This window comes from Herbaspirillum sp. WKF16, assembly GCF_028993615.1.
GTDB lineage: Bacteria > Pseudomonadota > Gammaproteobacteria > Burkholderiales > Burkholderiaceae_D > Herbaspirillum.
The window spans coordinates 898,734-925,249 of the sequence record NZ_CP118632.1 but is presented as its reverse complement, the minus strand read 5'-3'; the positions used below and the strand labels follow the sequence as shown (position 1 = coordinate 925,249).

Genomic DNA, 26,516 nt, shown 5'->3' with positions numbered 1-26,516 from the left:
CGGCAACCCCTGGGGACAGCGCCGCGAATTTCCCGCCTTGCACGACAACACAGATATACCCTCCGGCTCGCACGGGGGAAGAAGCGCAGACATGCTGAAGAAAATAAAAGTGGAGGAACTGGTCCTCGGGATGTATTTCGCCGGCTTCGACGATGCCGCGTGGATGAACCATCCCTTCTGGAAGAACAAGTTCCTCATCAAGAATCCAAGCGAACTGAAACAGGCGCATGCCAGCGGCATCGCGCATTGCTGGATCGACACCGCCAAGGGCAAGGACGTCCAGCAGGCGCAGGAAGACGGCGAAGTCGCGGAAGAAGAGCCGCAAGCCGCGCCGCCCGAAGCCCCCATGCCGCAGCTGGACCCGGCCCTGATGGACGCCCAGGCCCTGCGCGAGAACGCCAAGAAGGCAACCCAGGCCATGTTCGCCGAGATCCGCATGGGCAAGGTGCTGGACATGGACCGCTGCGTTTCGGTGGTCGAGGAAATCGCCAGCTCGGTGATGCAAAGCCCGAATGCGCTCATGAGCGTGGTGCGCCTGAAGCTGGCCGACGAATACACCTACCTGCATTCGGTCGCCGTGTGCGCGCTGATGGTGGCGCTGGGCCGCACCCTGGGCATGGACGAGACCGCCTGCCGCGAGGCCGGCCTGGGCGGCTTCCTGCATGACATCGGCAAGGCCTTCATCCCGCACGAGATCCTGAACAAGCCCGGCAAGCTGACCGAGGAAGAATTCACCATCGTGCGCAAGCACCCGGAGCTGGGCTACAAGTATCTGAGCCAGGATCCCAACGTGCCCGACTACGCGCGCGACGTCTGCCTGCATCACCATGAAAAGATCGACGGCAACGGGTACCCGGAAGGCCAGCGCGGCGGCACCATTTCGCTGTATGCGCGCATGGCCGCGATCTGCGACGTGTACGACGCGCTCACCTCCGAGCGCCCCTACAAGCGCGGCTGGGATCCGGCCGAGGCGATCTCGGCCATGGCCTCCTGGACCGGCCACTTCGACCGCGCGATGTTCCTGGCCTTCGTCAAGACGCTGGGCATCTATCCGGTGGGCTCCATCGTCAAGCTGGAGTCGGGCCGCTCGGGCTTCGTGATCCGGCAGAACGCCAAGGACCTGACGCGCCCGGTGCTCAAGGTGTTCCGCTACAACGACAGCATGGAAGTCAGCGACACCGAGATCCTCGACCTGCTGGCCACGCCCGACGCCGACACCATCGTCGCCCGAGGCGGCGAGGAGTGGGCGCGCGTGAGCCACCTCGATTCGCTGCAGTTGCTCAGCACGCGCACGCCGTCCTGAACGCGCTGCGCACATGAAAAAGCCCGCCTGAGAGCGTAATGCCGCTCAGTTAAGCGCGCGATGCTCCCTATGCGCCCCGTTCGGGCTGAGTAGGTCCACGGGACCGTATCGAAGCCTGTTTGCCAAGGGCATCGCCCTAAGCGGCCCTTCGATACGCCGCTACTCAGGGCGAACGGAGCTTCACTTCCAACAACCAAAAAAATAATGCCGTTCAGTGCTTAACTGAACGGCATTCCCGCCTGAGGGCGGGCTTTTTTTCGCGCGTGCGGGCCTCAGCGGATACGGATCTCGACGAAACGGTTACGCGGTTCCGGCACGCCCTTCTTCTGGGGCACGCGCGGCTCGCGCGAGCCCTTGCCCACCACCTCGATGCTGAGCGGGGCGATCCTGGCGCGCACCAGCTCGCGCTCGACCAGGCGTGCCCGGCGCACCGACAATGTCTCGTTGACGGCGTCGCTGCCGATGTTGTCGGCGTGGCCCACCAGGATGAATTCGCCGGCCGGGAAGCCGCGGAACTCCTCGATCGCCTGGTCGAGCAGCTTGCGCGAATCCGGCGTCAGGCGGTCGCTGCCCAGCTCGAACAGCAGCTCATAGCTGCGCGGGCGCTGCGGCAGGTTACGCAGCAGCGGCGCGTAGCGCGCCTGCACCTCGGCCTCGGTCAGCGTCGTACCTTTGCCGGGCTTGCCGCCCTCGGTGTCGACCGCCGCATAGGGCGTGCTCAGGGCGGTCTCGCCGGACGCCGTCTTGACCACGATGCTGCTGGCCGAACCATCCGGCTGCGGCAGCAGCACGAAGCGCTCCCTGGGGCCGGCGCAGGCCGCCAGCGCCAGCACGGCCAGGCCTGCCAGGAAATAATGTCGGAGCTTATTCACCGGCCACCTCCACGATGAAGTCGGTGCCGCGGATGCCGATGGTGGCCGTCGGCGTGGCGATCTGCTGGCGCTCGGGAGCGCGCTTGCCGATCAAGCCGGAGACGTAGCGCAAGGTGCCCTTGGCCACGCGCACGGCGACGTTGCCCTCGCCCGAGCTTTCGTTGAACCTGAAGTCTTCCAGCACGAAGCTGGTCCTGGGACCGAGCGACATCAGCGTGTCGTCGCGCAGCGTGATGCCGACCGCGGCGTCGGCCCCGGTGAACACGCGGTCGCCTGCGTACAGCCTGCTGCCCACCTGGGCCGACAGCATCTGCTCCTGGCGCTGCACCTGCACGTCGCCGCTCACCACCTTGACGATGCCGGCCTGCGTCTTCTCGGCCGCCTGCGCGGTCTGCGCCATGGCGCCGCACGCTGGCGCCGACGCCAGCGCCAAGGCAAGCATGCCCTTGCCCGCCAGCGAACCCCTGCTCCGTTTCATCGGACTCCCTTTTTTCGTTATCGCTCCGGAGCACGATTATAGGCAGATTCCAGCGAGCAACTCATTGAGCCGCGGCAATATGACAGGCTATTTCGCGGCGGCGCAACGCATTCAGGCGTCGCCGGCGCGCACCTGCGCAATGGCGCGCTCCCAGCCTTGCATTTTCGACAAGGCATGGTCGCGGCTGATGGTGGGCAGGAAGGTGTGCTCCATCTTCCACTGCGCCGACAGCTCCGACAAGTCGCGATAGACCCCGGTCGCCAGCCCCGCCAGGTAAGCCGCGCCCAGCGCCGTGGTTTCCGTCACCTGCGGACGGATCACGGGGATGCCGAGCAGGTCGGCCTGGAACTGCAACAGGAGATTGTTGGCCGCGGCGCCGCCATCCACGCGCAATTCGGTGATGGGCGAGACGGCGTCGCGCACCATCGCTTCGAGCAGCGCGGTACTCTGGAACGCGATCGACTCCAGCGCCGCGCGCGCGATGTGCGCCACCGTGCTGCCGCGGCTCAGGCCGACGATGGCGCCCTTGGCCGAGGGATTCCAGTACGGCGCGCCCAGGCCGGTGAAGGACGGCACGAACACCACCCCGCCCGAGTCCTCGGCGGAAGCGGCCAGCGCCTCGACGTCGGTAGAGGTCTTGATGGCCTTGAGGCCATCGCGCAGCCACTGCACCACCGCGCCGCCGATGAAGACGCTGCCCTCCAGCGCATACTGCGGCGTCGGGCCGGCCTGGCAGGCGGCGGTGCTGATGAGGCCGTTGCGCGAGGTGGCGCATTGCTCCCCGGTGTGCAGCAGCATGAAGCAGCCGGTGCCGTAGGTGTTCTTAGCCATGCCGGGGCTGAAGCAGGCCTGGCCGAACAGCGCCGATTGCTGGTCGCCGGCGATGCCGGCGATCTTCACGGCCGCGCCCAGGTGCTGCGCGTCGACTTCGCCGTAGAGATGCGACGAAGCATGCACCTCGGGCAGCATCGAGCGCGGGATCTCCAGCCACGCCAGCAGCTCCTCGTCCCAGTTGCCGGTGTGGATGTTCCACAGCATGGTGCGCGAGGCGTTGGAGACGTCGGAGACGTGCAGGCGGCCGCCGGTCAGGTTCCAGATCAGCCAGGCGTCCACCGTGCCGAACAGCAGCTCGCCGCGCTGCGCGCGTTCGCGCAGGCCGGGGACGTTGTCGAGTATCCAGCGCAGCTTGGTGCCGGAGAAATACGGATCCAGCACCAGACCGGTCTTGGCCTGGATGGCCGGGCCCAGTCCGCGCTCGCGCAATTGCGCGCATACCGTCTCGGCGCGCCGGTCCTGCCACACCACGGCGTTGTACACCGGGCGGCCGCTGGCGCGCTCCCACACCACGGTGGTCTCGCGCTGGTTGGTGATGCCCAGCGCGGCCAGCTCGCCGGCCTTGATGCCGCTTTGCGCCAGCACCTGGCGCGCGGTCTGCAGCTGGCTGTTCCACAGGTCCAGCGGGTCGTGCTCAACCCAGCCCGGCTGCGGGAAGATCTGCGGGAATTCCTGCTGCGCGGCGGCCACGATGGCGCCGCTCTCGTCGAAGATGATGCTGCGCGAGCTGGAGGTTCCCTGGTCGAGGGCAAGCAGATAAGCCATGACATCCCTTACAAGAATTCAGTGCCGCGGCGTGCGAAAAGAGCATGCGCGCCGCGGCGGATCACATCGTCGTTCCAGCCTCCGGCCGGATAAAAAAGACGCCATTCCGGCCCTCGCCGGAATGACGTCCTGGCCTGCATGCAAAGATCCCGGGAGATCAGCGCACGCGGCCGTCCTTCCATGCCTGCAGCAGCTTGTCGTAGGCGATGGTCTCGCCCTTGGGTTTCTCGTTGGCCAGCTTGGTCCACGGCGCGCCCTTGTCCGACATCCAGCTGGCCGGATCCTTCTTCGGGTTCAGCTTGGGCGCGCACTGCTTCATGCCGGCGCGCTGCAGGCGCGCCATGATGCCGTCCATCTCGTCGGCCAGGTTGTCCATCGCGCCTTGCGGCGTCTTCTCGCCGGAGATCGCCGCCGAGATGTTCTTCCACCACAGCTGCGCCATCTTCGGATAGTCAGGCACGTTGTTGCCGGTCGGCGTCCATGCCACGCGCGCCGGGCTGCGGTAGAACTCGATCAGGCCGCCGTACTTGGCCGCGTTCTTGGTGAAGTATTCCGAACGGATGTCGGAATCGCGGATGAAGGTCACGCCCACGATGGACTTCTTCAGCGACACCGTCTTGGCGGTGGTGAACTGGGCATACAGCCAGGCTGCCGCCATCTGGTTGGGCGGGGTGCTCTTCAGGAAGGTCCACGAGCCGACGTCCTGGTAGCCGTTCTGCATGCCGTCCTTCCAGTACGGGCCGTGCGGGCCGGGCGCCATGCGCCACTTGGGCGAACCGTCGGTGTTGACCACCGGCAGGCCTTGCTTGGTCATGCCCGCGGTGAACGCGCTGTACCAGAAGATCTGCTGCGCGATGTGGCCTTGCGCGGGCACCGGGCCGGCTTCGGAGAAGGTCATGCCCAGCGCCTCGGGCGGCGCGTACTTCTTCATCCAGTCCAGGTACTTGGTCAGCGCATACACGGCCGCCGGCGAGTTGGTGGCGCCGCCGCGCGCCATCGAGGCGCCCACCGGGGTGCACTTGTCGTCGGCCACGCGGATGCCCCACTCGTCGACCGGCAGGCCGTTGGGCAGGCCCTTGTCGGCGGCGCCGGCCATCGACAGCCAGGCATCGGTGAAGCGCCAGCCCAGCGACGGATCCTTCTTGCCGTAGTCCATGTGGCCGTAGATCTTCTTGCCGTCCAGTTCCTTCACGTCGTTGGTGAAGAAGTCGGCAATGTCCTCATAGGCCGACCAGTTCTGCGGCACGCCCAGCTCATAGCCGTACTTGGCCTTGAACTTGTCCTGCAGGTCCTTGCGGGCGAACCAGTCGGCGCGGAACCAGTAAAGATTGGCGAACTGCTGGTCCGGCAGCTGGTACAGCTTGCCGTCCGGCGCGGTGGTGAAGCTGGTGCCGATGAAGTCCTTCAGGTCCAGGCCGGGGTTGGTAAATTCCTTGCCGGGGCCGGCCATGTAGTCGGTCAGCACCACGGTCTGGCCGTTGCGGTAGTGGGTGCCGATCAGGTCGGAGTCGTTGACCCAGCCGTCGTAGATCGACTTGCCCGATTGCAGCGAGGTTTGCATCTTCTCGACCACGTCGCCTTCCTGGATCACGTCGTGGATGACCTTGATGCCGGTGATTTCCTCGAAGGCCTTGGCCAGCGTCTTCGATTCATAGGCGTGGGTATCCAGGGTTTCGGAGACCACGTGGATCTCCTTGACGCCCTTGGCCTTGAGCTTGGCGGCGGTGTCGATGAACCATTGCATTTCGTCGACCTGCTGCTTGCGCGACAGGGTGCTGGGCTGGAACTCCGAATCGACCCACTTCTCGGCGGCCTTTGTGTCTGCCCAGGCGCTGCCGGCGATACCCGCCATCACCAACGCAGCCGAGAGCACTGTTAGTTTGAGTTTTTGCATCATGTCTCCTCGTCACCTTCCCCAAAATTGGCCGCGCCGGGTTGGGAAGGACATTCCCCGGGACGTCATTTCATTCCAGGTTTCCGCTGATCGCAAACCGGAAATCCAATCCGATGTCACATTCGAGATCAACCCTTGCGCATGACCAGCAGCAAGGCCGCCAAGCCGATCGCCGCGGCGTACCACTGGTCCAGGTCGGTCAGGCCGACCCAGGCCAGGTTGATGTAGGCCGCGCTGAGCAGGCCGATGAACAGGCGGTCGCCGCGGGTGGTGCGCATGGGCAGGAAGCCCTTGCGCTCGGTGGTGGGCGAGCGGATCTCCCACACCGTCATGCCCACCAGCATCAGGGCGACGCAGATGAAGAACACCGCCACCGGCAGCGTCCACGACATCCATGAAAATGCATTGGCCATGATCACACCCTCCCCATGGCGAAGCCCTTGGCGATGTGGTTGCGCACGAACCAGATCACCAATGCCCCGGGAACGATGGTCAGCACCCCGGCCGCGGCCAGGATGCCCCAGTCCATGCCGGCGGCCGAGGCGGTGCGCGTCATGATGGCGCTGATCGGCTTGGCGTTGACCGAGGTCAGCGTGCGCGCCAGCAGCAGCTCCACCCAGCTGAACATGAAGCAGAAGAAGGCCGTCACGCCCACGCCCGACTTGATCAGCGGCAGGAAGATGCGCACGAAGAAGCGCGGGAAGGAGAAGCCGTCGATGTAGGCGGTCTCGTCGATCTCGCGCGGCACGCCGGACATGAAGCCTTCCAGGATCCACACCGCCAGCGGCACGTTGAAGAGCATGTGCGCCAGCGCCACGGCGATGTGGGTATCGGACAGGCCGATGGTCGAGTACAGCTGGAAGAACGGCAGCAGGAACACCGCCGGCGGCGTCATGCGGTTGGTCAGCAGCCAGAAGAACATGTGCTTGTCGCCGAGGAAGCGGTAGCGCGAGAACGCATACGCCGCCGGCAACGCCACCAGCAGCGACATGACGGTGTTCATCGCCACGTAGATGATGGAATTGATGTAGCCCGAGTACCAGGACGGATCGGTGAAGATGACCTTGTAGTTGTCCAGCGTGGGCGCATTGGGCCAGAGCGTGAAGACCGACAGGGTCTCCTCGTTGGTCTTGAGCGAAGTGTTCAGCAGCCAGTACAGCGGGATCAGCGTGAAGGCCACGTATAGCGCCATCACCGCCAGCCGCGTCAGGCCGCCCTGCGAGTCTTTATTCATGATTGCCGCCTGTCGCGTTGCCGCCGTTGCCTGCGCTTTGCATCCAGTTGTAGAGCACGAAGGACAGCAGCAGGATGATGAGGAAATAGATCAGCGAGAATGCCGCCGCCGGACCGAGGTCGAACTGGCCGACCGCCTTCTGCGTCAGGTACTGGCTCAGGAAGGTGGTCGAATTGCCGGGGCCGCCGCCGGTCAGCACGAAGGGCTCGGTGTAGATCATGAAGCTGTCCATGAAGCGCAGCAGCACCGCGATCACCAGCACGCCGCGCATCTTGGGCAGCTGGATGTAGCGGAACACCGCCCAGCGGCTGGCGCCGTCGATCTGCGCCGCCTGGTAGTAGGCGTCCGGGATGGAGCGCAGGCCGGCGAAGGCCAGCAGCGCCACCAGCGGGGTCCAGTGCCAGACGTCCATGACCAGCACCGTGATCCAGGCGTCGCCCGGATTGGAGGCGTAGTTGTAGTTGGCGCCCAGCAGGTTGAGCACGTGGCCGCCCAGGCCGATGTCGGCGCGGCCGAAGATCTGCCAGATGGTGCCGACCACGTTCCATGGAATAAGCAGCGGCATGGCCAGGATCACCAGCGTGGCCGAGGATTTCCAGCCCTTGTGCGGCATCGCCAGCGCCAGCACGATGCCCAGCGGGATCTGAACCAGCAGCACGCAGAACGAGAACACCAGCTGGCGCAGCAGGGCCGAGTGCAGCTCGCCGTCGCGCATCACTTCCTTGAACCATTCGAGGCCGACGAACACGCTCTGCTCGGGGCTGATGATGTCCTGCACCGAGTAGTTGACCACGGTCATCAGCGGGATGATCGCGGAGAACGCCACCGTCAGGAACACCGGCAGGATGAAGAACCATGCCTTGTTGTTGATTGGCTTGTCCATGCTTTAGCGCCCTATTCTCTCGTCGTTGCTGAAATAGATCGTCTCCGGCTTGGCCAGGCGCAGCCACTGCTGTCCGGTCTCCACCTTCACCGCCGGCGCCACGCGCGCCTTGACGGTGATGCCGTCGAACTGCGCCGTCACCAGCTGGCTGGTGCCCAGGTGCTGCACCTGGATCACCTCGGCGCTGACGGCGCCGGCCGCGCCGGCCGCCGCCAGCTCGACGAACTCCGGCCGGATGCCCAGCTTCAGGTTGCCGCCGGCGTTCTTCAAGGCCTGCAGTTGCGCGGCCTCCAGCTGCACGCGCTGGCGCCCGAGCAGCACCGCGTCGCCCTCGATGCCGAGCGGGCAGAAATTCATGCCGGGGCTGCCGATGAAGTAGCCGACGAAGGTATGGTCGGGCCGCACGAACAGCGCCTCCGGCTTGCCCTGCTGCACCACCTTGCCTTCGGTCATGACCACCACCTCATCGGCGAAGGTCAGCGCCTCGACCTGGTCGTGGGTCACATAGATCAGCGTGAGCTTGAGCTGGTGGTGGATCTCCTTGAGCTTTTGCCGCAGCTCCCACTTCATGTGCGGATCGATCACCGTCAGCGGCTCGTCGAACAGGATGGCGGCGACGTCCTTGCGCACCAGGCCGCGGCCCAGCGAGATCTTCTGCTTGGCGTCGGCGGCCAGGCCGGCGGCGCGCTGCTTGAGGTCGCGCGTGAGCTCGAGCATCTCGGCGATCTCGTGCACGCGCGCCTGCACCTCGCGCTCGGGCACCTTGCGGTTGCGCAGCGGGAAGGCCAGGTTGTCGAACACGCTCATGGTGTCGTACAGCACCGGGAACTGGAACACCTGCGCGATGTTGCGCTCGCGCGTGGCCTTCTGCGTCATGTCCACGCCGTCGAACAGGACCTGCCCTTCGGACGGCTGCAGGAGGCCGGAGATGATGTTGAGCAGCGTCGACTTGCCGCAGCCGGAAGGCCCCAGCAAGGCATAGGCGCCGCCATCCTCCCACACCATGTTCATCGGCTGCAGCGCGTAGTCCTTCAGGTCTGCCGGCTTGCCGCCGTAGGCGTGACCGAGGTTTCGGAATTCAATGCGGGCCATGTCAGTGCGCCTCCGTCGGGGCGCTCAGCAGGCGGCCCTCTGTGTCGAACAAGAATACCTGCGCCGCGCCGATGCTGACCTTGACCGTGCTGCCGATCTCGAACTCGTGCACGCCGGGCAACTGCGCCACCAGCGGCACCTCGCCATGGCGCAGGTGCATGTAGGTTTCCGAACCGCTCAGCTCGGCCAGCGCCACGCGGCAGGCCAGGCTCACGCCGGGGCCGGCCAGCGGCTGCAGGCGCACGTCGTTGCAGCGGATGCCGACCTTGCAGCGCTGGCCCTCGGCCAGGCGCAGGCCGCGCCCCGCGATGTCGAGCACGCTGCCGTCGTCCATGCGCACGGCGGCCTCGCCGCCGGCGGCGATCGCGGTCGCCTCCAGCAGGTTCATCGGCGGATCGTTGAAGATCGCGGCGACTTCGGTCGATGCCGGCGCGTTGAACAGCTCCAGCGTCGGCGCGAACTGCAACAGGCGGCCTTCGTGCATCACCGCGGTGTACCCGCCCAGCAGCAGCGCTTCCTGCGGCTCGGTGGTGGCGTACACGACGGTGGTGCCGCCGCCGGTGAACAGCGAGATCAGTTCGCTGCGCAATTCCTCGCGCAGCTTGTAGTCGAGGTTCACCAGCGGCTCGTCCAGCAGCACCAGCGGCGCGCGCTTGATCAGCGCCCGCGCCAGCGCCGTACGCTGCTGCTGTCCGCCGGAGAGCTCGCCGGGCAGGCGTTGCAGCAGGTGCGCGATGTGCAGCTTCTCGGCGATCTCGGTCACGCGCTGGCGGATCTCCTGCTGCGGCTTCTTTTGCAGGCGCAAGGGCGAGGCGATGTTTTCAAACACCGACAGGCCAGGGTAGTTGATGAATTGCTGGTACACCATGGCGAGGTTGCGCTCGCGCACGCCGACGCCGGTGACATCCTGGCCATCGACCAGGATGCGGCCGCCGGTGGGTTTGTCGAGGCCGGCGATGATGCGCATCAGCGACGTCTTGCCGGCCTGGGTCGGGCCCAGCAAGACGTTGATGCCGCCCGCCGCCAGCGTCAGGTCAAGCGGGTACAGGTGCGTTTCGGCACCGACCGTCTTGGCCACTTGTTTCAGTTCCAGGGTCACGCTGTCTCCTTGCTGCTGTTTTATTCTGCTGCGTTGATCGCTTGCCGCTACGCCGACGGCGCCGATGCGCGTTGCTGCGCCAGCCATGCCTCCAGCCGCGCCACGTGCTGCGGCCCGCAGTACAGGCCGAGCTTGCTTCGGCGCCACAGGATGTCGTCCGCGCCGCGCGCCCATTCGACGCCGACCAGGTAGCGCGCCTCGGCCTCATGCAGGCCCGGCGCCAGCTCCTCGCCCAGCTCCGCCAGGCTGGCGGCGCTGCCGATCAGACGGTCGGCGCGCGCGCCGTAGTTGCGCGCGTAGCGCCTGGCCAGGTCCGCCGGCAACCAGGGATGGCGCCGGCAAAACTCCTGCAGGAAGCCGTCGAAGTCATAGCGGGCCACCAGCTTGCCCGGCTGCTGCAGGTCGCCGCCGGGCAGCGGCGCGCCGTCGGTCCAGGGCCGGTCCTGCACGCCCAGGCCTTCCGACAGCATGGCCAGCGCCTCCTCCGCCAGCTTGCGGTAGGTGGTGATCTTGCCGCCCCAGACGTTGAGCAGGGGCGCGCCGGCGGCGTCGCACTCGAGCAGGTAGTCGCGCGTGATGGCCGAGGCGTTCTCGGCGCTGTCGTCGAGCAGCGGACGCACGCCGGAATAAGTCCACACCACGTCGGCCGTGGAAATCTGGCGCGTGAAATAGCGGTTGGCCATCTCGCACAGGTAGGCCACTTCCTCGCTGCTGATCTCGACCCGGCCGGCGTCGCCGTGGTACTCGAGGTCGGTGGTGCCGATCAGCGTGAAGTCATCCTGGTAGGGAATCGCGAAGATGATGCGCTTGTCGGGATTCTGGAAAATATAAGCGTAGGGATGGTCGAACAGGCGCTTGACCACGATGTGGCTGCCCTTGATCAGGCGCAGGTTGTAACTCTTCTTCGCGCCCGGCACCGCGTCGGCGAAGCGCGCGGCCCATGGCCCGGCGGCGTTGACGATGGCGCGCGCCTGCACTTCCAGCACCTGCGTGCGGCCTTCATTTTCACTCTCCAGCACGGCATGCCAGCGGTCGCCGTCGCGGCGCGCGCTGACGCATTTGGTGCGCGTCATGATACGGGCGCCGCGCTCGTGCGCATCCAGCGCGTTGAGCGCGACCAGGCGCGCGTCGTCGACCCAGCCGTCGGAATACACGAAGCCCTTGCGGTAGCCGCCCTTGAGCGGCTTGCCGGCGGCATGTTCGCTCAGCTTCAGGCCGTGCGATGCGGGCAGTATCTCGCGCTTGGCGAGGTAGTCGTACATCAGCAGGCCGGCGCGGATCATCCAGGCCGGGCGCTGGCTGGCGTCGTGCGGCATGACGAAGCGCAGCGGCCAGATGATGTGCGGCGCCGCGCGCAGCAGCACTTCACGCTCCTGCAGCGCCTTGCGGACCAGTTTGAATTCGTAGTATTCGAGATAACGCAGGCCGCCGTGAATCAGCTTGGTGCTGGCCGACGAGGTGTGCTGCGCCAGGTCGTGCTGCTCGCACAGGATCACGCGCAGGCCGCGGCCTGCGGCGTCGCGTGCGATACCCGCGCCGTTGATGCCACCGCCGACCACCAATAGATCGTATTCGAGTGCCATTCGCGTTGTCTCCGGATTTATTCCTCGCTAATTCTCATGAATTGCGATTTTTTTCAGTACGATACGCGACAACACGAAAAATAATCAACAGTTATTTGTTGTTTTGAGTTCGTTTATGTTCTTAAATGTTCGTACTTGATAACTTCCCCGACCATGATGCTTAATCCACGGCAACAAACCCTGCTGGAGTGCGTGCGCAAGCACATCACCATTTCAGTGGAAGAGCTGGCGCAAAAGCTCAACGTGACGACGCAGACGGTGCGGCGCGACGTCAAATCCATGGTCGACGCCAAGCTGCTGGCGCGCTACCACGGCGGCGTCGGCCTGCTCTCCTCGACCGAGAACATCGCCTACCCGCAACGCCAGGTGATGAACGCCGACGCCAAGCGGCGCATCGGCAAGGCGGTCGCCGCGCGCGTGCCGGACGGTTGTTCGCTGATCCTCAACCTCGGCACCACCACCGAGGAAGTGGCCCAGGCCCTGCACCGGCACAAGAATATCCACGTCGTCACCAACAACCTCAACGTCGCCAACATGCTGGCCAGCAATGCGGAGTCGGAAGTGATCGTGGCCGGCGGCGTGGTGCGCGCGCGCGACCGCGGCATCGTCGGCGAGGCGACCATCGACTTCATCCGCCAGTTCAAGGTCGACATCGGCATCATCGGCATCTCCAGCATCGAGCTCGATGGCGTGCTGCGCGACTTCGACGCGCGCGAGGTCAAGGTGGCGCAGACCATCATCGAGCAGTCGCGGCAGGTCTGGCTGGTGGCCGACTCCAGCAAGTTCGGGCGCCAGGCGCTGGTGAAGATGGCGCATCTGTCGCAGGTCGACGCGCTGTTCACCGATGCCGCGCCGCCGCCGGAGCTGGCCAAGCTGCTGGCCGAAACCGACGTCGAGGTCGTGATCGCGAAATAAGCTTTCTTGCGTTCCCGACGCCGGCCGCCCGCGCCGGCGCTTTTATCTTCCCGATTCACGACGTGGATCAAACCCGCAGCAATCGCCGATTTACGTCCCCGCGCTCCGGGGAGGATAGTGCAATGGCGGGCAAGCGCGCACGCACCGTTGTACCTTCGCTTGCGCCTCCCGCGCATTTCCTTTGGATTCCCTCGGAGCGCATATGACGCAAACAATGAAAGCGGCCGTCGTCCGCGAATTCGGCAAACCCCTCAGCATTGAAGAAGTGCCCGTGCCAGTCCCCGGCCCGGGACAGGTCCTGGTCAAGTTCGAGGCCAGCGGCGTGTGCCATACCGACCTGCACGCGGCGCACGGCGACTGGCCGGTCAAGCCCAATCCCCCGTTCATCCCCGGCCATGAGGGCGTGGGCTACGTGGCCGCGCTGGGCGCCGGCGTGAAGCGCATCAAGGAAGGCGACCGCGTCGGCGTGCCCTGGCTGCACACCGCCTGCGGTTGCTGCCAGCCATGCCGCACCGGCTGGGAGACCTTGTGCGCCGACCAGCAAAATACCGGCTACTCGGTCAACGGCAGTTTCGCCCAATACGGACTGGCCGATCCCAACTACGTCGGCGTCCTGCCGGCCGCGCTGGAATTCGGCGCCGCCGCGCCGGTGCTGTGCGCGGGGGTGACGGTCTACAAGGGCCTGAAGGAAACCGAGGTCAGGCCCGGCGAGTGGGTGGTGATCTCCGGCATAGGCGGGCTGGGCCACATGGCGGTGCAGTACGCCAAGGCCATGGGCATGCACGTGGTGGCGGCCGATATCCACGAGGACAAGCTGGCGCTGGCCAGGAAGCTGGGCGCCGACATGGTGGTCGACGGCCGCAGCGCCAGCGCCGTGGCCGATGTCCAGCGCATCGTCGGCGGCGCGCACGGCGCGCTGGTGACGGCGGTCTCGCCCAAGGCCATGGAACAGGCCTTCGGCTTCCTGCGCGCGCGCGGCACCATGGCGCTGGTCGGCCTGCCGCCGGGCGACATCACGCTGCCGGTGTTCAATACGGTGTTGAAGCGCATCACCGTGCGCGGCTCCATCGTCGGCACGCGCCAGGACCTGGAAGAGTCGCTGGTGTTCGCAGCCGAAGGCAAGGTGGCGGCGCATTTCAGCTGGGACAAGCTGGATAACATCAACGCCATCTTCGAGCGCATGGAACAGGGCAAGATCGACGGACGCATCGTGCTCGACCTGAGCTGATCCATCCTGCCGCATCAAACAAAAAAGGGAGGCCAAGCCTCCCTTTTTTATCGTCGAACCGACATCCGTTTCTACCAGAATCCCAGCAGCTTCCACCACAGGCTGCCCACGGTGGCGAAGACCAGGAGCTCCACCACCGCCATGGAGAAACCGAGAAACCGAGGCCGATCACTTTGGCAAGGCATTGATATGAAAAAAACCTTTTGGTCGCATCGATTTTTTTTGATGAACGACCGCGCAGTATGCCATGCCATTACCTTATTTTTGCTTACGGCACCCAGGGCGAAATATTCACAGGAAAAATGCAAATGATAGCTACGGGCGCTGCATTTACAGTCTGAGAAACGGAATCTCCTCTGTGTATCCCAAAGCTACTGTGGCAATTAAAGATAGTGTTACTGATGAAAAATTCAAATGTGAAAGTCCTCATCAATGCCGGTGATGATCTTTAGGTTTCCTTGACCTACGCCGATGCCAGGCAACTTGTTTCTCAGCCTCGCAAGCAGCGCAATGACCTGCTAAATCCGACGCAATAGCTAACCCTGAAAGAAAATAAAAGTGAGCATGACCGTTGGCTCTCTCGCTTCATTATTAGCAAGGATATTCAGAAAACTTCCGTAGCGCCTAAGGACTGGCGATCATTGGTAATTGAACACGACTATGACCGAATCGATGCGCTTGCAAATCAATGAAGAGGAAATCGCCGTCAAGCGCTTTCCTGCGCGAACCTCCCAGCCGCGCTGGAGCGGCATCTATCTGCATGGCGCAGGCAACTCCAATAAGGAACGGGGTGACGCTATTTGCATGGAATTGGCCAACAGGGGCATACCGTCTGTGGCGTTCGATTTTTCGGGCTGGGGTGAAAGCACCAACCGCGCTCCCGGTTCGATAAAAAAAAGAATAGATGAAGCCACGACGATCATTGAACGACTCATCCTGCCTCAAGGACTGCCGCTGGTAGTCATGGCATTCAGCATGAGCGGGCAGGTGGCCATCGAGCTGCTGCGAGTGTTCGGCCATAAGATCCGATGCTTGGCACTGTTCAATCCGGCCATCTATGCCAAGCAAGCGATCAGCATACCCTATGGTCCTGAGTTCTCCGAGATCATCCGCCGCCCGCGAAGCTGGAGGAATGCCGACATCGTCTCAGCCTTTGACGGCTATCGGGGTATGACACTGCTATTCAGGTCAGAACTTGACGACGTAATTCCACCAGAAGTATTCAAGCTAATCGCACAAGCAGCGCCTGCTGATCGCATTTCCGAGCTGCTCGTTGAAGCCGCACCTCACCAGCTCGGACCATTCCTGAACTCCCACCCTGACGCTGTAGCTCGAGTGGCCGATGCGATCGTCAACTCGCTTGACACCCAAGAAAATGATTAGCGTTGAACAGAAGTCCCATGGCATGGCCATAAACGCTCTGGCCGCAATTCAGCTTGTCTCGTGGGGAACCTCCTACTATATCTTTGGACTGATTTTGGTTCCTGTCGAAACCGATCTTGGCCTCAATAGAGGCCCCACTGCTCTTGCATTCCCTGTGGCGCTATTGCTTGAAGGACTGTGCTCGATCATTGTCGGCCGATGGATCGCACGGAACCTGGGGATGTATGTGATGGTTGGAGGATCTCTACTAGCAGGCGCCGGATTGTGGATGCTCAGTCAAGCGAATTCATTGCTGCAGTTCCAAACCGCGTGGGCACTAATCGGTACGTCCTTTTCTTGTACGCTTTATACGCCTCTGTTCTCGTTGGTCACAATGGTTTTCCCAACGAGCTATCGACGCAAGATAACAGTCATCTCGCTTATCACCGGATTTTCGAGCACGTTGTTTCTTCCTCTCAGTGGTTGGCTGATAGCTGAAATGGGCTGGCGGAATTGCCTGCTCTTCTATGCGATGTTAAACGTCCTGATCTGCGCTCCTGGGCACTGGCTCGCACTGAGAGCAATCTATGGTGGAGCCGAATCGCCCATACAGATGGAATCGGTAAGCCAGGCAGCTAACATTCCGCTCATTGCAGTTGCGTACCGCAGACGTAGGATCTACCTCTCACTTGCTGTGTTCACGTCTGCAATCGGAGCGCTGTCTGCGACTGTGGCGGCGCATCTCGTCCCCATGCTGACGGAGAGAGGTATTTCCTCAGAAACAGCACTGTGGGCTCCTGCAGCCATTGGCGCCCTTCAGACTCTATCTAGAGTGCCTATTCTGATGATCGACATGGGCAAAAAAGTTCATCAGATCAATTTGATTTTAATTCTGATCTTTCCAGTGGCCGTGCTACTACTTCATATATCAGGCGTGAGCGCATCTCTGTTGATCATCTTCGTCTTCTTGTATGGAATCGCACATGGAGGCTGGACAATTGTCCGCGCCACCGCTGTCCCTCAATATCTTGGCCCGTGGGGGGCAGCTGCTATCAATGGATATATCGCATTTTGGAGCACTATAGGCCGGATCACATTGCCATTACTGGTGGCTGTCTTATGGAGTGTGGATCAAGGCTACTTTTATGGATACTGGCTCTTGCAGGCGGTGGCGATTCTGGGCTTTCTTGCCTATGCATCGGCACAAAGGACCTATTTCAAAAGCTAGGGTAAGCCGCCTGGTCTCCAGTCCAAAGATAGCTGACAGGTTTTACAGCAACATAGACGCCCGATGCACCGCATAGGGCGTTTCTTATTCCGGCCGTTCGTAGTTATAGATGCGAACCGATTGCTCCCCCATTTTTCCCGCCTGCGGCCGTCACCCTAATTCAGGACGGGTTACATCAAAAAAGGGAGGCCAGGCCTCCCTTTTTTATCGTCGAACCGACATCCGTTTCTACCAGAATCCCAGCAGCTTCCACCACAGGCTGCCCACGGTGGCGAAGACCAGGAGCTCCACCACCGCCATCGCCAGCCCCACGCCCCACCACTTGCCCATGGAAACGTAGCCGCTGCCGAAGATGATCGGCGAGGTGCCGGTAGCGTAGTGGGTCAGCGTCATCATGATCGCCGAGCCCGCCGTCATCATCAGCATGAACGGCATCACATAGTCTTGCGGCAGCAACTGCGCGCCCACCGTCAGGAAGGCCAGCAGCATCGCGCTGATGTGCGCCGTGGTGCTGGCGAAGAAATAGTGCGACAGCACGAACACCAACAGCAGCACCGCCGCCACCGAGAACCATCCCATCCCGCTGGCGATGATCGCGCCCTTCATGCCCTCCGAGAACCACGCGACCACGCCGGTCTTGTTCAGTTGCTCGGCCAGCATGACCAGCGCGCCGAACCATACCAGCGTATCCCAGGCGCTCTTTTCCGAGAGCACGTCATCCCAGTCGATGGTGCCGGTGATGATCAGCACGAACAGGCCCACGAAGGCCACCACGGTCGGATCCAGCATGAAGGCGGCGCCCAGCAGCATGGCTGGGACGTTGGCCCACAGCAGCAGCAACAGCGCGAACGTGCCCAGCATCACCTTCTCGCTGGCCGCCAGCGGCCCCATCTTCGACAGCTCGCCGCGCGCGTAGTCCACCGCGTTCGGCGTGGCCTTGAGTTCGGGCGGCGACAGCAGGTAGATCACCATCGGCATGAGCAGCAGGCACACCAGGCCCGGCAGCAGCATGCACAGGGCCCAGGTGGTCCACGATAGCTGCAGCGCGTTGCCGGTGGCCTTGGCGACGTAGTTCACCACCAGCGGATTGGGCGCGGTGGCGGTCAGGAACATGGCCGAGGTGATCGGATTGGCGTGGTAATTGACCAGCGCCAGATAGCTGCCCACCTTGCCCTGCGTGCCCTTGGCCGGATCGGAATCGAAAGCGTTGGCAATCGACTTCATGATCGGATGCACGATGCCGCCTCCGCGCGCGGTATTGCTGGGCGTGAACGGCGCCAGCACCAGCTCGCAGATGGCCAGGCCGTAGCCGATGCCGATGGTGCGCTTGCCCAGCAAGGCGATGAACATCAGGCCCACGCGCTTGCCCAGGCCGGTCTTCTTCAAGCCGCGCGAGATCAGGATCGCCACCACGATCAGCCAGATCAGGGGATTGGAAAAACTGGCCAGCGCGTCGGCGATGGCGCCCTTGGAGGAGTTCGACGTCACCTGCGACAGCGACACGATGACGATGGCCATCATCGCCATCACGCCGATGGGCATGACCTTGAGGATGATGGCCACGATGGTGGTCAGGAAGATCGCCACCAGGCTCCACGCCTTGGGCTCCAGCCCCTGCGGGCACGGCGCCAGCAGCAGCGCGATCAGCACCGCAGTGGTGATCAGCGCAGGCCCGAGGCGGAACGGCACCGCCCCATTGAAGTACTGAAAGCCTGCCTTGAGTTTTGCGAACATGGTGTCATCCCGGTGACGAGTCAATGGCTGATGCTGCGCACGGCATTGCCGCACGGCATCCCGGCGCCCAGTATAGTCAGCTTGTGACCGCAGGCCTATGACAGAGCGCGCAGGACTTGATCTGCGCCAGCAAATGGTGAATTTCCCCGGCGAGCCGGTGGAAATACGGAGGCTCCCGGGCCAGGAAGCCCGCAAGCCAGGGATAGGGACAAAAAAAACGGCCTGGCGCCAACTGGCGTCAGGCCATCTTCACTCATGCCACGGATCAGGTATTGAAACCGCCATCCACATCGAGCACGGCGCCCGTGATGTAGCGCCCGGTTTCCCCCGCCAGGTGCAGGACCATCGCCGCGATATCGTCCGGCTGGCCGTAGGAAGCAAGCGCCAGCGCCGCCCGCGTGGCAGGAGCGCGCGGACCGTCTTCCGGGTTCATATCGGTATTGACCGGCCCCGGCTGTATCAGGTTGACCGTGATGCCGCACTTGCCCAGGTCGCGCGCCACGCCCTTGGTCAGCCCCACCAGCGCCGCCTTGCTCGCCGCATACAAGCTCACCCCGGCCCGCCCCGGCCGCAGCGCCAGGCAGCTGCCGATGGAGATGATGCGGCCGCCGTCGGGCAAATGCTTCGACGCCTGCGCGATCGCCGCGAACACCGCGCGCACATTCACGGAGAACGTGCGGTCGTAGTCGTCGATGGACAATTCGTCGATCGGCGCGGTCAGGAAGTTGCCGGCATTGTTGACCAGGATATCCAGCCGCCCCAGCGTCGACACCGTGGTCTCGACAGCGGCCTGGACAAGCTGCGCATCCGACGCATCCGCCGCGATGATCTCCACCCGCCGCCCCAGCGCGCGGATCTGCTTGGACACGGCCAGCGCCTTGTCGCGCGAAGCGCCGTAGGTCAGCGCAACGTCCGCACCCTGCTGCGCCAGCCGATACGCGACGGCCGCGCCAATACCCCTGCTGCCGCCCGTTACCAAGGCGACCTTTCCGGTGAGTGAACCCACGATTTGACTCCTGAGAGGATGAGGAAGAACCAACTGCCCGCGTGGCGCCAGCGCCTGGATGCAAGCTGCGGATATATTAGGCAGCGCGTGCGCCTGCCCCAATGACTTGGATACTGATTGGCAAATAAATCGTGGAATGGGTAGATGTGCTTGGCAGGAATGGGAGATGAAGTCTCTTCGATATGGCGAACACGGCATCAACGCGTTATGCGTCGAGTCCAAAATTCATCGAATCCAGACAATTCAATGGAGTGCGGTTTTCAATCGGGTCATTGATATTTGACGATCCATTACCAAAAAAAGAAACAGAATGCCCTCGCTAAAAAATGGCTGGAATTGAGCCATTTAAGTCCGCTTTCGTCCTCACCTTACCAGCACTGAAAAAGCTACATTGTCGGGCACATTTGGAGATAACCATGCCCGATACCGCCCCTCCCAATCAAACCTCCCCGGACGAGGTGAAGCAACTGCGCCGCCTCGAACTGACTTCCCTTTTTGAGGCGACAACGCTCATTCTCTTGCTGGCAATCGCGGTTCCGCTAAAGCACTGGGGCGGCTGGCCGCTGGGTGTAGAAATCATGGGACCGATCCACGGGATCGCATTTTGCGCCTATCTCTGGATCATCATTCAGACAAGCTCCGCAACGGACTGGCGCGCTGGGGAAGTGCTCAGAATGATTGTGCTGGCCGTCTTGCCAGCCGGGGGATTTTTCAATGCGTCCCTGGTTTCCCGAAAAATCAACCTGCTGCGCCCGGCGACGCGACCATGAGCCTCGCCGCCTTCTATCCCTGGATCAAGGCAATGCACGTCGTCTCTGCCTTAGTCTTCTTTGGCGGTGTAGTGGCCGTATCTGCGTTTCTCTGGTCGGCACGGGGAAACAGCGCAGGCGTTTCCGGCATTGCAACGACACTCAGGCGTTGGGATCACGCGGTGACGACGCCAGCGATGATCCTGGTCTGGGCGTTTGGCCTGGGACTCGTTCTAACCGGCCACTGGTTCGACGCGCCATGGCTCAAGGCGAAACTCTTCCTTGTCATCGTTCTATCAGCCGCTCACGGCATCCAATCCGGGAGACTGCGACGGGTCGCCAACGGAGTCGCATCGACATCGTGGCCACTGCTCCCCATGATTTTCATCTCCCTCATGGGCATTGCAGTCCTGGCTGTCGTAAAGCCGTCTTGAAGATCATCTGACCTGTCTTCCGAAATCACTCACCGCGCGATCCTGCTTGAGGAACGCTGTCCTGCAATGCAGGCGCCCCGTTTATCACTATGTTCCGAACGTATCTGAAGTTAATCAAGCCCGGCATCGTCGCAGGAAATCTTGTCGCAGTCACAGGCGGATATTTCCTGGGATCCTCTGGAGATATCCGGTGGATCACGGGGATGCTGGTTGCGATAAGCGTGGCGCTTGTCATTTCTTCGGCATGTGCTGCCAACAACATCCTTGATCGAGATATCGATGCATTGATGGCGCGAACCCGGGACCGGCCGCTGGTGAAATCTGAAATATCGACTGTCGCAGCCAAAGCGATTGTTCTCTGCTTGGGCATTGGTGGCGTCGCCCTCCTCTACGCGGCGACAGGACAATACCTTCCCGCAGCATTGATTCTCGTCGGCTATGCCGTCTACGTAGGACTCTACACATCCCTTCTCAAACGTAAATCCGTTTACGGCACATTGGCAGGCAGCCTGTCGGGCGCCATACCGCCAGTAGTCGGCTATTGCTCCGCCAGTGGCCAGTTTGATGCGGCGGCAATCACCTTGCTGGTGATGTTCAGCTTGTGGCAGATGCCTCATTCCTATGCCATTGCAATATTTCGCGCCGCGGACTATCAAGCCGCCTCGATTCCGGTTTATCCCGCGATCAAAGGCTGGCCCGCCGCCAAGCGGCAAATGGCTGGGTATATCGCCGCATTTTCGGCGACTGTCCCCGTTCTCTCGCTGCTGGGCTATGCCGGCCCGATCTATCTGGTTCCTTCGCTCGCCATCGGACTGTATTGGTTGAGATTGGCTTTTCAGGGCTTTAGCGCGACCGATGAGGTTCAGTGGGCAAGAAAGATATTCATCTCCTCGATCGCTGTCATCGTGGTGCTGAATGTGGCGATGGCGCTGACCGCCTTAAGCATCCGATAATTGAGGCTCCGCGCCCCATCACCGCAATCGCAAGATCGCCGGCCTTCCCTCCGGTTCGCCGGAGGGAAGGCCGGCGGCGCGACTTACTGACGCGCCTCTTGACGCTGCGCGATGGAGGCCAAGCCATCATCTCCGTCCCGCGCCCATCCGCCGCCCAAAGCCCTTATCAAATTGACAGCCGCAATCGCTCGCGCCCCGGTAAGTTCGCTCACAAGCAACTGCGATTGCAGCACCTGACGCTGGACATCCATCACGTCGATCAAATTACTTTCACCTTCGCGGTAACGGGCTTGCGAGAGCTTTTCGGCGTTCTCCGACGCCTTCAAGGCGATCTGCTGCTCCCGGGTTTGCTCACCGAGCAAACGCAGCGTTGCGAGGCTATCCTCCACCTCACGAAACGCAACCAGTACCTGCTGTTGGTAATTGGCCGCCGCCTCGTCCAATTTCGCCTGGGCGCCCTCCAGATTGGCTTGCCGTCGGCCGCCATCAAAGATTGGAACAGTCAATGCCGTCCCCACGAGCGGCCCGAGCAAGAAAGTTCGGCTCGACCAATTGAACAAGTCTTTCAGCGTTGCCGACTCATAGCCGAGCGCTCCTGTCATGTCGATCGTTGGAAAATAGGCGGATTTGGCGACTCCGATGCGGGCGTTCGCCGCCGCGATCGCTCGCTCGGCGGCCGCGATATCGGGACGTCGCTCCAGCAATGATGAAGAAATCCCGGCCGGGATCTGGACAAGAACGGCGTCCAGAGGTGTATCGGGAAACGAAAAATCAGCGGGAATCTTGCCCAACAGGGTGGCGAGGCTGTGCTCCGCCATTGCCCGCTGGCGGGCAATCCCCACTGCGCCGGCGCGCGCCGAGGCAGCCTCGTTGCGCGCCCTGGACACGTCGAATTCATCAATTTCCCCTTCATTGAACCTATGCTCGACAAGACGCAAAGTGTCTTCCCGCAACATGACCGTCTGACGGTAGAGAACCGATTGCCTGTCCAACGCGCGAAGCCGGAAATAATGTTGCGCGACGTCGGCTTGCAAAGCCAGCTGGAGCGATCTGAACAGGGCATCGCTTTGTTCCTGGTCAGCCGCGGCAGCGTGGACATTTGCTGAAGCGCGCCCAAACAAGTCGAGCTCATACGAGGCAGTCGCCTGAGCGCGCCACAAGGTCTGAGGTTGGATTTCCGCATCATTGGGCAAAGACTGCGATGCGGGAGACACCCGTTGCCTGGTCGCCCCGGCGCCGGCAGCCAATGAAGGAAGTCGTTCCGCACTGGCAGCCTGCGTCAGCGCCCTGGATTGCAGGATACGTGCGGCGGCGGCTTTCAGGTTCTGATTGGCGTCCATGGCCTCCTGTTCCAGGGCATCCAATGCTGGGTCCGCAAAGACTTTCCACCATGCGCCCCGATGAGCGCTTTCAGCCGGCTCCGCAATCTTCCAATTGCCTGAAGCGTCCTTGTCCCGCGATGGCGGTAGCTCCTTGAACAGGGCATGAGCAGGTATTTCGGGTCTCACATAGACAGGCTCCATGGAGCAGGCAGCCAGGGTGGAAAGAAAAGGCAGTGCGATGAGCATGCGCTTAAGACCAGCAATCCCGCGCATCGAAGAGTGAAGCTGATGATTCATCACATCTCCTTTGCGTTGCTTGCAAACACAGGAACCTCATGCGTTGGCGGCGCATCTTTATTGGCCACATGGATTTTCCCGCCGGCCAAGGTTCTCAATACCACGTAGAACACCGGGGTCAGCATCAGCCCGAACAGCGTCACGCCCAGCATTCCGAAAAATACGGCGATACCCATCGCTTGCCGCATCTCAGCCCCTGCGCCGCTGGATACGACGAGCGGAACAACGCCCATGATGAAGGCCAGTGATGTCATCAGGATAGGCCTCAGACGCAGCCGGCTTGCCTCGATCGCAGCTTGAATCGGTGTGCGGCCGTCATGTTCGAGCTCACGGGCAAATTCGACGATCAGAATCGCATTCTTGGAAGCAAGGCCCACCAGCACCATCAATCCGATTTGCGTGAAGATATTATTGTCGCCGCCCGTCAGCCATACCCCTGCAAGCGCTGAGAGAATGCTCATCGGAACGATCAGAATCACCGCCAGAGGCAAGGTCAGGCTTTCATACAGGGCCGCGAGTGCAAGAAACACAAGCAACACGCTGATGGGAAAGATCCACAGGCCCGAATTGCCAGCCAGGATTTTCTGATAGGTCAGGTCGGTCCATTCGAACTTCACGCCTTTGGGCAGCACTTCCGCGGCGACCCGCTCCGCCGCTGCTTGAGCGGCATCTGAGGACACGCCCGGCGCTGGGCCCCCGTTGATATCTGCGGCGGTATAGCCGTTGTAGCGAACCACGGTAGTCGGTCCATAGGTCGGCGAGACCTTGACCACAGATGACAGCGGAACCATCTCTCCGCTTCTGTTGCGCGCCTTGAGCTGCAGGATACTATCGGCATCCTGCCGATAGGGGGCATCGGCCTGTGCGCGCACTTGATACACCCGTCCAAACCGATTGAAATCGTTGACGTAAAGTGAGCCGAGATAGACTTGCATCGTATTGAATACATCGGTCACCGACAGTCCCAATTGCTTGACCTTGACGCGATCGATATCGACATTGAGCTGTGGAACATTGATCTGATAATTGGAGAACACAGGGCCCAATTCCGGTGTTGCAGCAGCCTTTTTGATGAAGTCTTCCTTGGCCTTATTCAATGCGGCATATCCCACCGCGCCCTGGTCTTCCAATTGCATCTTGAAACCGCCCAGCGTCCCGATCCCCAGCACCGGCGGCGGGGGAAAAACGGCGATAAAGGCTCCTTTGATCGCGCTGAATTTCTTGTTCAGGGAGGCGGCTATCGCTGTCGCCGTAAGCGATTTATCGTCTCGTTCTTCAAATGGTTTCAAAGGAACAAAGACGATGCCGCTGCTCGAATTGTTGGTGAAGCCATTCACGGAGAGGCCTGGGAAGGCGACTGCATGGGCTGCGCCGGGTTCTTTCATGACGATTTCACTCATCTGGCGAATAATTTCATCGGTTCTGTCCAGCGAGGCGCCTTCCGGCAGTTTGGCGAAAGTGATGATGTATTCCTTGTCCTGCGCCGGGACGAATCCTCCTGGCACGACTTTTCCGATCAGTACGGTCAGTGCCAGCAGCACGGCATATATGCCCAGCATCATGCCCTTGTGCCTGATGACTCCTGCCACCCCGCCGGCGTAGCGTTCGGAGGCGCGATGGAAAATCCGGTTAAAGGCCTGGAAGAAAGCACCGAAGTAACGATTCATCATCCGCGTCAGCTGGTCCTCCGGAGCATCGTGGCCTCGCAACAGCAACGCCGATAGCGCGGGCGACAGCGTCAGCGAATTGATGGCGGAAATAACGGTGGAAATGGCGATGGTCATCGCAAACTGTTTATAGAATTGTCCCGTCAACCCCGTCATGAATGCCAGCGGCACAAAGACCGCGACCAGGGTCAGCGCAATTGCAATAATGGGACCACTGACTTCCTGCATTGCCCGATATGTCGCTTCTCTCGGACTCATGCCGTTCTCAATATTCCGCTCCACGTTTTCCACCACGACGATGGCGTCATCCACGACAATGCCGATTGCCAGCACCAGTCCGAAGAGCGAAAGCGCGTTGATCGAGAAGCCGAAAACATGCAGCAGCGAGAGTGTGCCGACGATCGATACCGGAACGGCAATGAGCGGGATGATCGACGTGCGCCAGGTTTGCAGGAACACAATAACGACAATGACCACCAGTGCAATGGCTTCCAGCAGCGTATGAATGACGGCACGGATGCTGGACCGGACAAATCGTGTCGGATCATAAGCAATCTGGAATTCCACGCCTTGGGGAAAATCCTTGCTCAACTCCCTCATCGCCGCATGGACATCCTCCGAAATCTGCAAGGAATTTGCCCCTGGCGCTTCATTGATCGATAGTGCAATGGCAGGCTTGTTGTCGAGCGTGGAACGCCTTCCGTATTCTGCGGCCGCAAGTTCGATTCGGGCCACATCAGCCAAATGCACGACAGCGCCGCCTTCTTCCGTCTTGACGATGATTTCCCCAAAATCCTTCTCGGTTTCCAGGCGGCCGCGCGCATTGATCGACAGTTCAAGGGGAACGCCCGGCGCGGACGGTGACGCCCCCACAGCGCCGGCGGCAACCTGGACATTCTGCTCACGGATTGCTGCAATCACCTCCGCTGCGGTCAAGTTCCGCTGCGCGACTTTCTGCGGATCCAGCCACACGCGCATTGCATAGTCGCCGCTCCCCCACAACTGGACGTCGCCGACCCCTTTGATGCGGGCCAACTTATCTCGAAGATTGATAAGAGCGTAGTTTCTGAGGTAAACGATGTCGTATCGATTGTTCGTCGAATAGAGGTGCATGAACAGCGTCACCGTGGGCGAACTCTTGATGGTCGTCACACCCAAACGCTGCACATCTTCTGGCAACCGCGGCAGCGCCTGATTCACACGGTTTTGAACCAGTTGCGTCGCCAGGTCGGGATTCATGCCGAGCTGGAATGTCACCGTCAGCGTCAGGTCGCCTTCGCTGTTGGCCTGGGATTGCATGTAGAGCATGTTCTCCACGCCATTGATCCGCTCCTCGAGCGGCGCCGCGACGGCTTCTGCGATCACCTTTGGATTGGCCCCTGGGTATTGGGCATGCACGATGACAGACGGAGGAACCACATCCGGGTATTCGGAAATGGGGAGCTTGAAGAGAGCGATCAGGCCTGCCAGCAGGATCAGGACGGAAAGGACACCGGCGAAGATGGGCCGGTCAATAAAGAATTTAGATATGTTCATGGGACTTTTCTAGGCGTTGTGGCGCGCGCATTCATGTTCTGGTTCAAT

Annotated in this window: 22 protein-coding genes; 8 read left to right on the top strand and 14 right to left on the bottom strand. The window is 61.9% G+C overall.

The window, feature by feature from the left end; all coding sequences use genetic code 11:
* Positions 1–91: 91 nt before the first annotated feature.
* On the top strand, positions 92–1,303 hold the full coding sequence (locus Herbaro_RS04105) for an HD-GYP domain-containing protein (RefSeq protein ID WP_275012569.1): 1,212 nt from the start codon (positions 92–94) through the stop codon (positions 1,301–1,303).
* A gap of 272 nt (positions 1,304–1,575) precedes the next feature.
* Here Herbaro_RS04105 and Herbaro_RS04100 read toward each other — a convergent pair whose 3' ends face one another.
* From Herbaro_RS04100 to glpD, 10 genes are all read right to left on the bottom strand, one after another.
* Positions 1,576–2,175: an OmpA family protein gene (locus tag Herbaro_RS04100; protein ID WP_275012568.1), complete on the bottom strand. Its 600-nt coding sequence runs from the start codon at positions 2,173–2,175 to the stop codon at positions 1,576–1,578.
* A complete protein-coding gene (locus tag Herbaro_RS04095) occupies positions 2,168–2,653 on the bottom strand; it encodes a FecR family protein (RefSeq protein ID WP_275012567.1) in 486 nt (161 codons plus the stop codon). The genes Herbaro_RS04100 and Herbaro_RS04095 overlap by 8 nt, the downstream gene beginning before the upstream one ends.
* Positions 2,654–2,764: 111 nt before the next feature.
* Positions 2,765–4,252: a glycerol kinase GlpK gene (gene glpK, locus Herbaro_RS04090; RefSeq protein WP_275012566.1), complete on the bottom strand. Its 1,488-nt coding sequence runs from the start codon at positions 4,250–4,252 to the stop codon at positions 2,765–2,767.
* A gap of 157 nt (positions 4,253–4,409) precedes the next feature.
* Positions 4,410–6,146: an ABC transporter substrate-binding protein gene (locus Herbaro_RS04085; protein WP_446719305.1), complete on the bottom strand. Its 1,737-nt coding sequence runs from the start codon at positions 6,144–6,146 to the stop codon at positions 4,410–4,412.
* Between the two features lie 128 nt (positions 6,147–6,274).
* Complete coding sequence (locus Herbaro_RS04080; RefSeq protein WP_275012564.1) at positions 6,275–6,559, bottom strand: DUF2160 domain-containing protein; 285 nt, start codon at positions 6,557–6,559, stop codon at positions 6,275–6,277.
* 2 nt (positions 6,560–6,561) lie between these two features.
* Positions 6,562–7,380, bottom strand: coding sequence for a carbohydrate ABC transporter permease (locus Herbaro_RS04075; protein WP_275012563.1), 819 nt, complete (start codon positions 7,378–7,380; stop codon positions 6,562–6,564).
* A complete protein-coding gene (locus Herbaro_RS04070) occupies positions 7,373–8,263 on the bottom strand; it encodes a carbohydrate ABC transporter permease (RefSeq protein WP_275012562.1) in 891 nt (296 codons plus the stop codon). Before Herbaro_RS04070 ends, Herbaro_RS04075 begins: the two co-directional genes overlap by 8 nt.
* Before the next feature lie 3 nt (positions 8,264–8,266).
* Positions 8,267–9,355, bottom strand: coding sequence for an ABC transporter ATP-binding protein (locus tag Herbaro_RS04065; RefSeq protein WP_275012561.1), 1,089 nt, complete (start codon positions 9,353–9,355; stop codon positions 8,267–8,269).
* A 1-nt stretch (position 9,356) separates the two neighbouring features.
* Complete coding sequence (locus Herbaro_RS04060) at positions 9,357–10,454, bottom strand: ABC transporter ATP-binding protein (RefSeq protein WP_275012560.1); 1,098 nt, start codon at positions 10,452–10,454, stop codon at positions 9,357–9,359.
* A gap of 47 nt (positions 10,455–10,501) precedes the next feature.
* Positions 10,502–12,037, bottom strand: coding sequence for a glycerol-3-phosphate dehydrogenase (gene glpD / locus Herbaro_RS04055; protein ID WP_275012559.1), 1,536 nt, complete (start codon positions 12,035–12,037; stop codon positions 10,502–10,504).
* Positions 12,038–12,193: 156 nt separating this feature from the next.
* Here glpD and Herbaro_RS04050 point away from each other — a divergent pair, with 156 nt between their 5' ends.
* The 4 genes from Herbaro_RS04050 (at position 12,194) to Herbaro_RS04035 (ending at position 16,770) form a co-directional block, all read left to right on the top strand.
* Positions 12,194–12,952, top strand: a complete 759-nt coding sequence (locus Herbaro_RS04050) for a DeoR/GlpR family DNA-binding transcription regulator (protein WP_275013954.1) — start codon at positions 12,194–12,196, stop codon at positions 12,950–12,952.
* A gap of 202 nt (positions 12,953–13,154) precedes the next feature.
* On the top strand, positions 13,155–14,180 hold the full coding sequence (adhP, locus tag Herbaro_RS04045) for an alcohol dehydrogenase AdhP (RefSeq protein ID WP_275012558.1): 1,026 nt from the start codon (positions 13,155–13,157) through the stop codon (positions 14,178–14,180).
* 660 nt (positions 14,181–14,840) lie between these two features.
* Positions 14,841–15,563, top strand: coding sequence for an alpha/beta hydrolase (locus tag Herbaro_RS04040; RefSeq protein WP_275012557.1), 723 nt, complete (start codon positions 14,841–14,843; stop codon positions 15,561–15,563).
* A gap of 22 nt (positions 15,564–15,585) precedes the next feature.
* On the top strand, positions 15,586–16,770 hold the full coding sequence (locus tag Herbaro_RS04035; RefSeq protein ID WP_275012556.1) for an MFS transporter: 1,185 nt from the start codon (positions 15,586–15,588) through the stop codon (positions 16,768–16,770).
* Between the two features lie 228 nt (positions 16,771–16,998).
* Here the strand turns inward: Herbaro_RS04035 and Herbaro_RS04030 are convergent, their stop codons facing one another.
* Together Herbaro_RS04030 and Herbaro_RS04025 are read right to left on the bottom strand one after the other, a co-directional pair.
* Complete coding sequence (locus Herbaro_RS04030) at positions 16,999–18,504, bottom strand: DASS family sodium-coupled anion symporter (RefSeq protein WP_275012555.1); 1,506 nt, start codon at positions 18,502–18,504, stop codon at positions 16,999–17,001.
* Between the two features lie 265 nt (positions 18,505–18,769).
* Positions 18,770–19,510, bottom strand: a complete 741-nt coding sequence (locus tag Herbaro_RS04025) for an SDR family NAD(P)-dependent oxidoreductase (protein WP_275012554.1) — start codon at positions 19,508–19,510, stop codon at positions 18,770–18,772.
* A 416-nt stretch (positions 19,511–19,926) separates the two neighbouring features.
* On the opposite strand from Herbaro_RS04025, the gene Herbaro_RS04020 reads away from it, so the two are divergent.
* The 3 genes from Herbaro_RS04020 (at position 19,927) to cyoE (ending at position 21,646) form a co-directional block, all read left to right on the top strand.
* The gene (locus Herbaro_RS04020) at positions 19,927–20,280 is read left to right on the top strand and encodes a DUF3817 domain-containing protein (protein ID WP_275012553.1); all 354 of its coding nucleotides are present in this window, start codon (positions 19,927–19,929) and stop codon (positions 20,278–20,280) included.
* Entirely contained in the window at positions 20,277–20,693 is a 417-nt protein-coding gene (locus Herbaro_RS04015) for a CopD family protein (protein WP_275012552.1), read from the top strand. The genes Herbaro_RS04020 and Herbaro_RS04015 overlap by 4 nt, the downstream gene beginning before the upstream one ends.
* Positions 20,694–20,782: 89 nt before the next feature.
* Complete coding sequence (cyoE, locus tag Herbaro_RS04010) at positions 20,783–21,646, top strand: heme o synthase (protein WP_275012551.1); 864 nt, start codon at positions 20,783–20,785, stop codon at positions 21,644–21,646.
* A gap of 83 nt (positions 21,647–21,729) precedes the next feature.
* Here the strand turns inward: cyoE and Herbaro_RS04005 are convergent, their stop codons facing one another.
* The gene (locus Herbaro_RS04005; protein ID WP_446719304.1) at positions 21,730–23,265 is read right to left on the bottom strand and encodes an efflux transporter outer membrane subunit; all 1,536 of its coding nucleotides are present in this window, start codon (positions 23,263–23,265) and stop codon (positions 21,730–21,732) included.
* A complete protein-coding gene (locus Herbaro_RS04000) occupies positions 23,265–26,468 on the bottom strand; it encodes an efflux RND transporter permease subunit (protein WP_275012550.1) in 3,204 nt (1,067 codons plus the stop codon). The genes Herbaro_RS04005 and Herbaro_RS04000 overlap by 1 nt, the downstream gene beginning before the upstream one ends.
* Positions 26,469–26,516 lie beyond the last annotated feature (48 nt).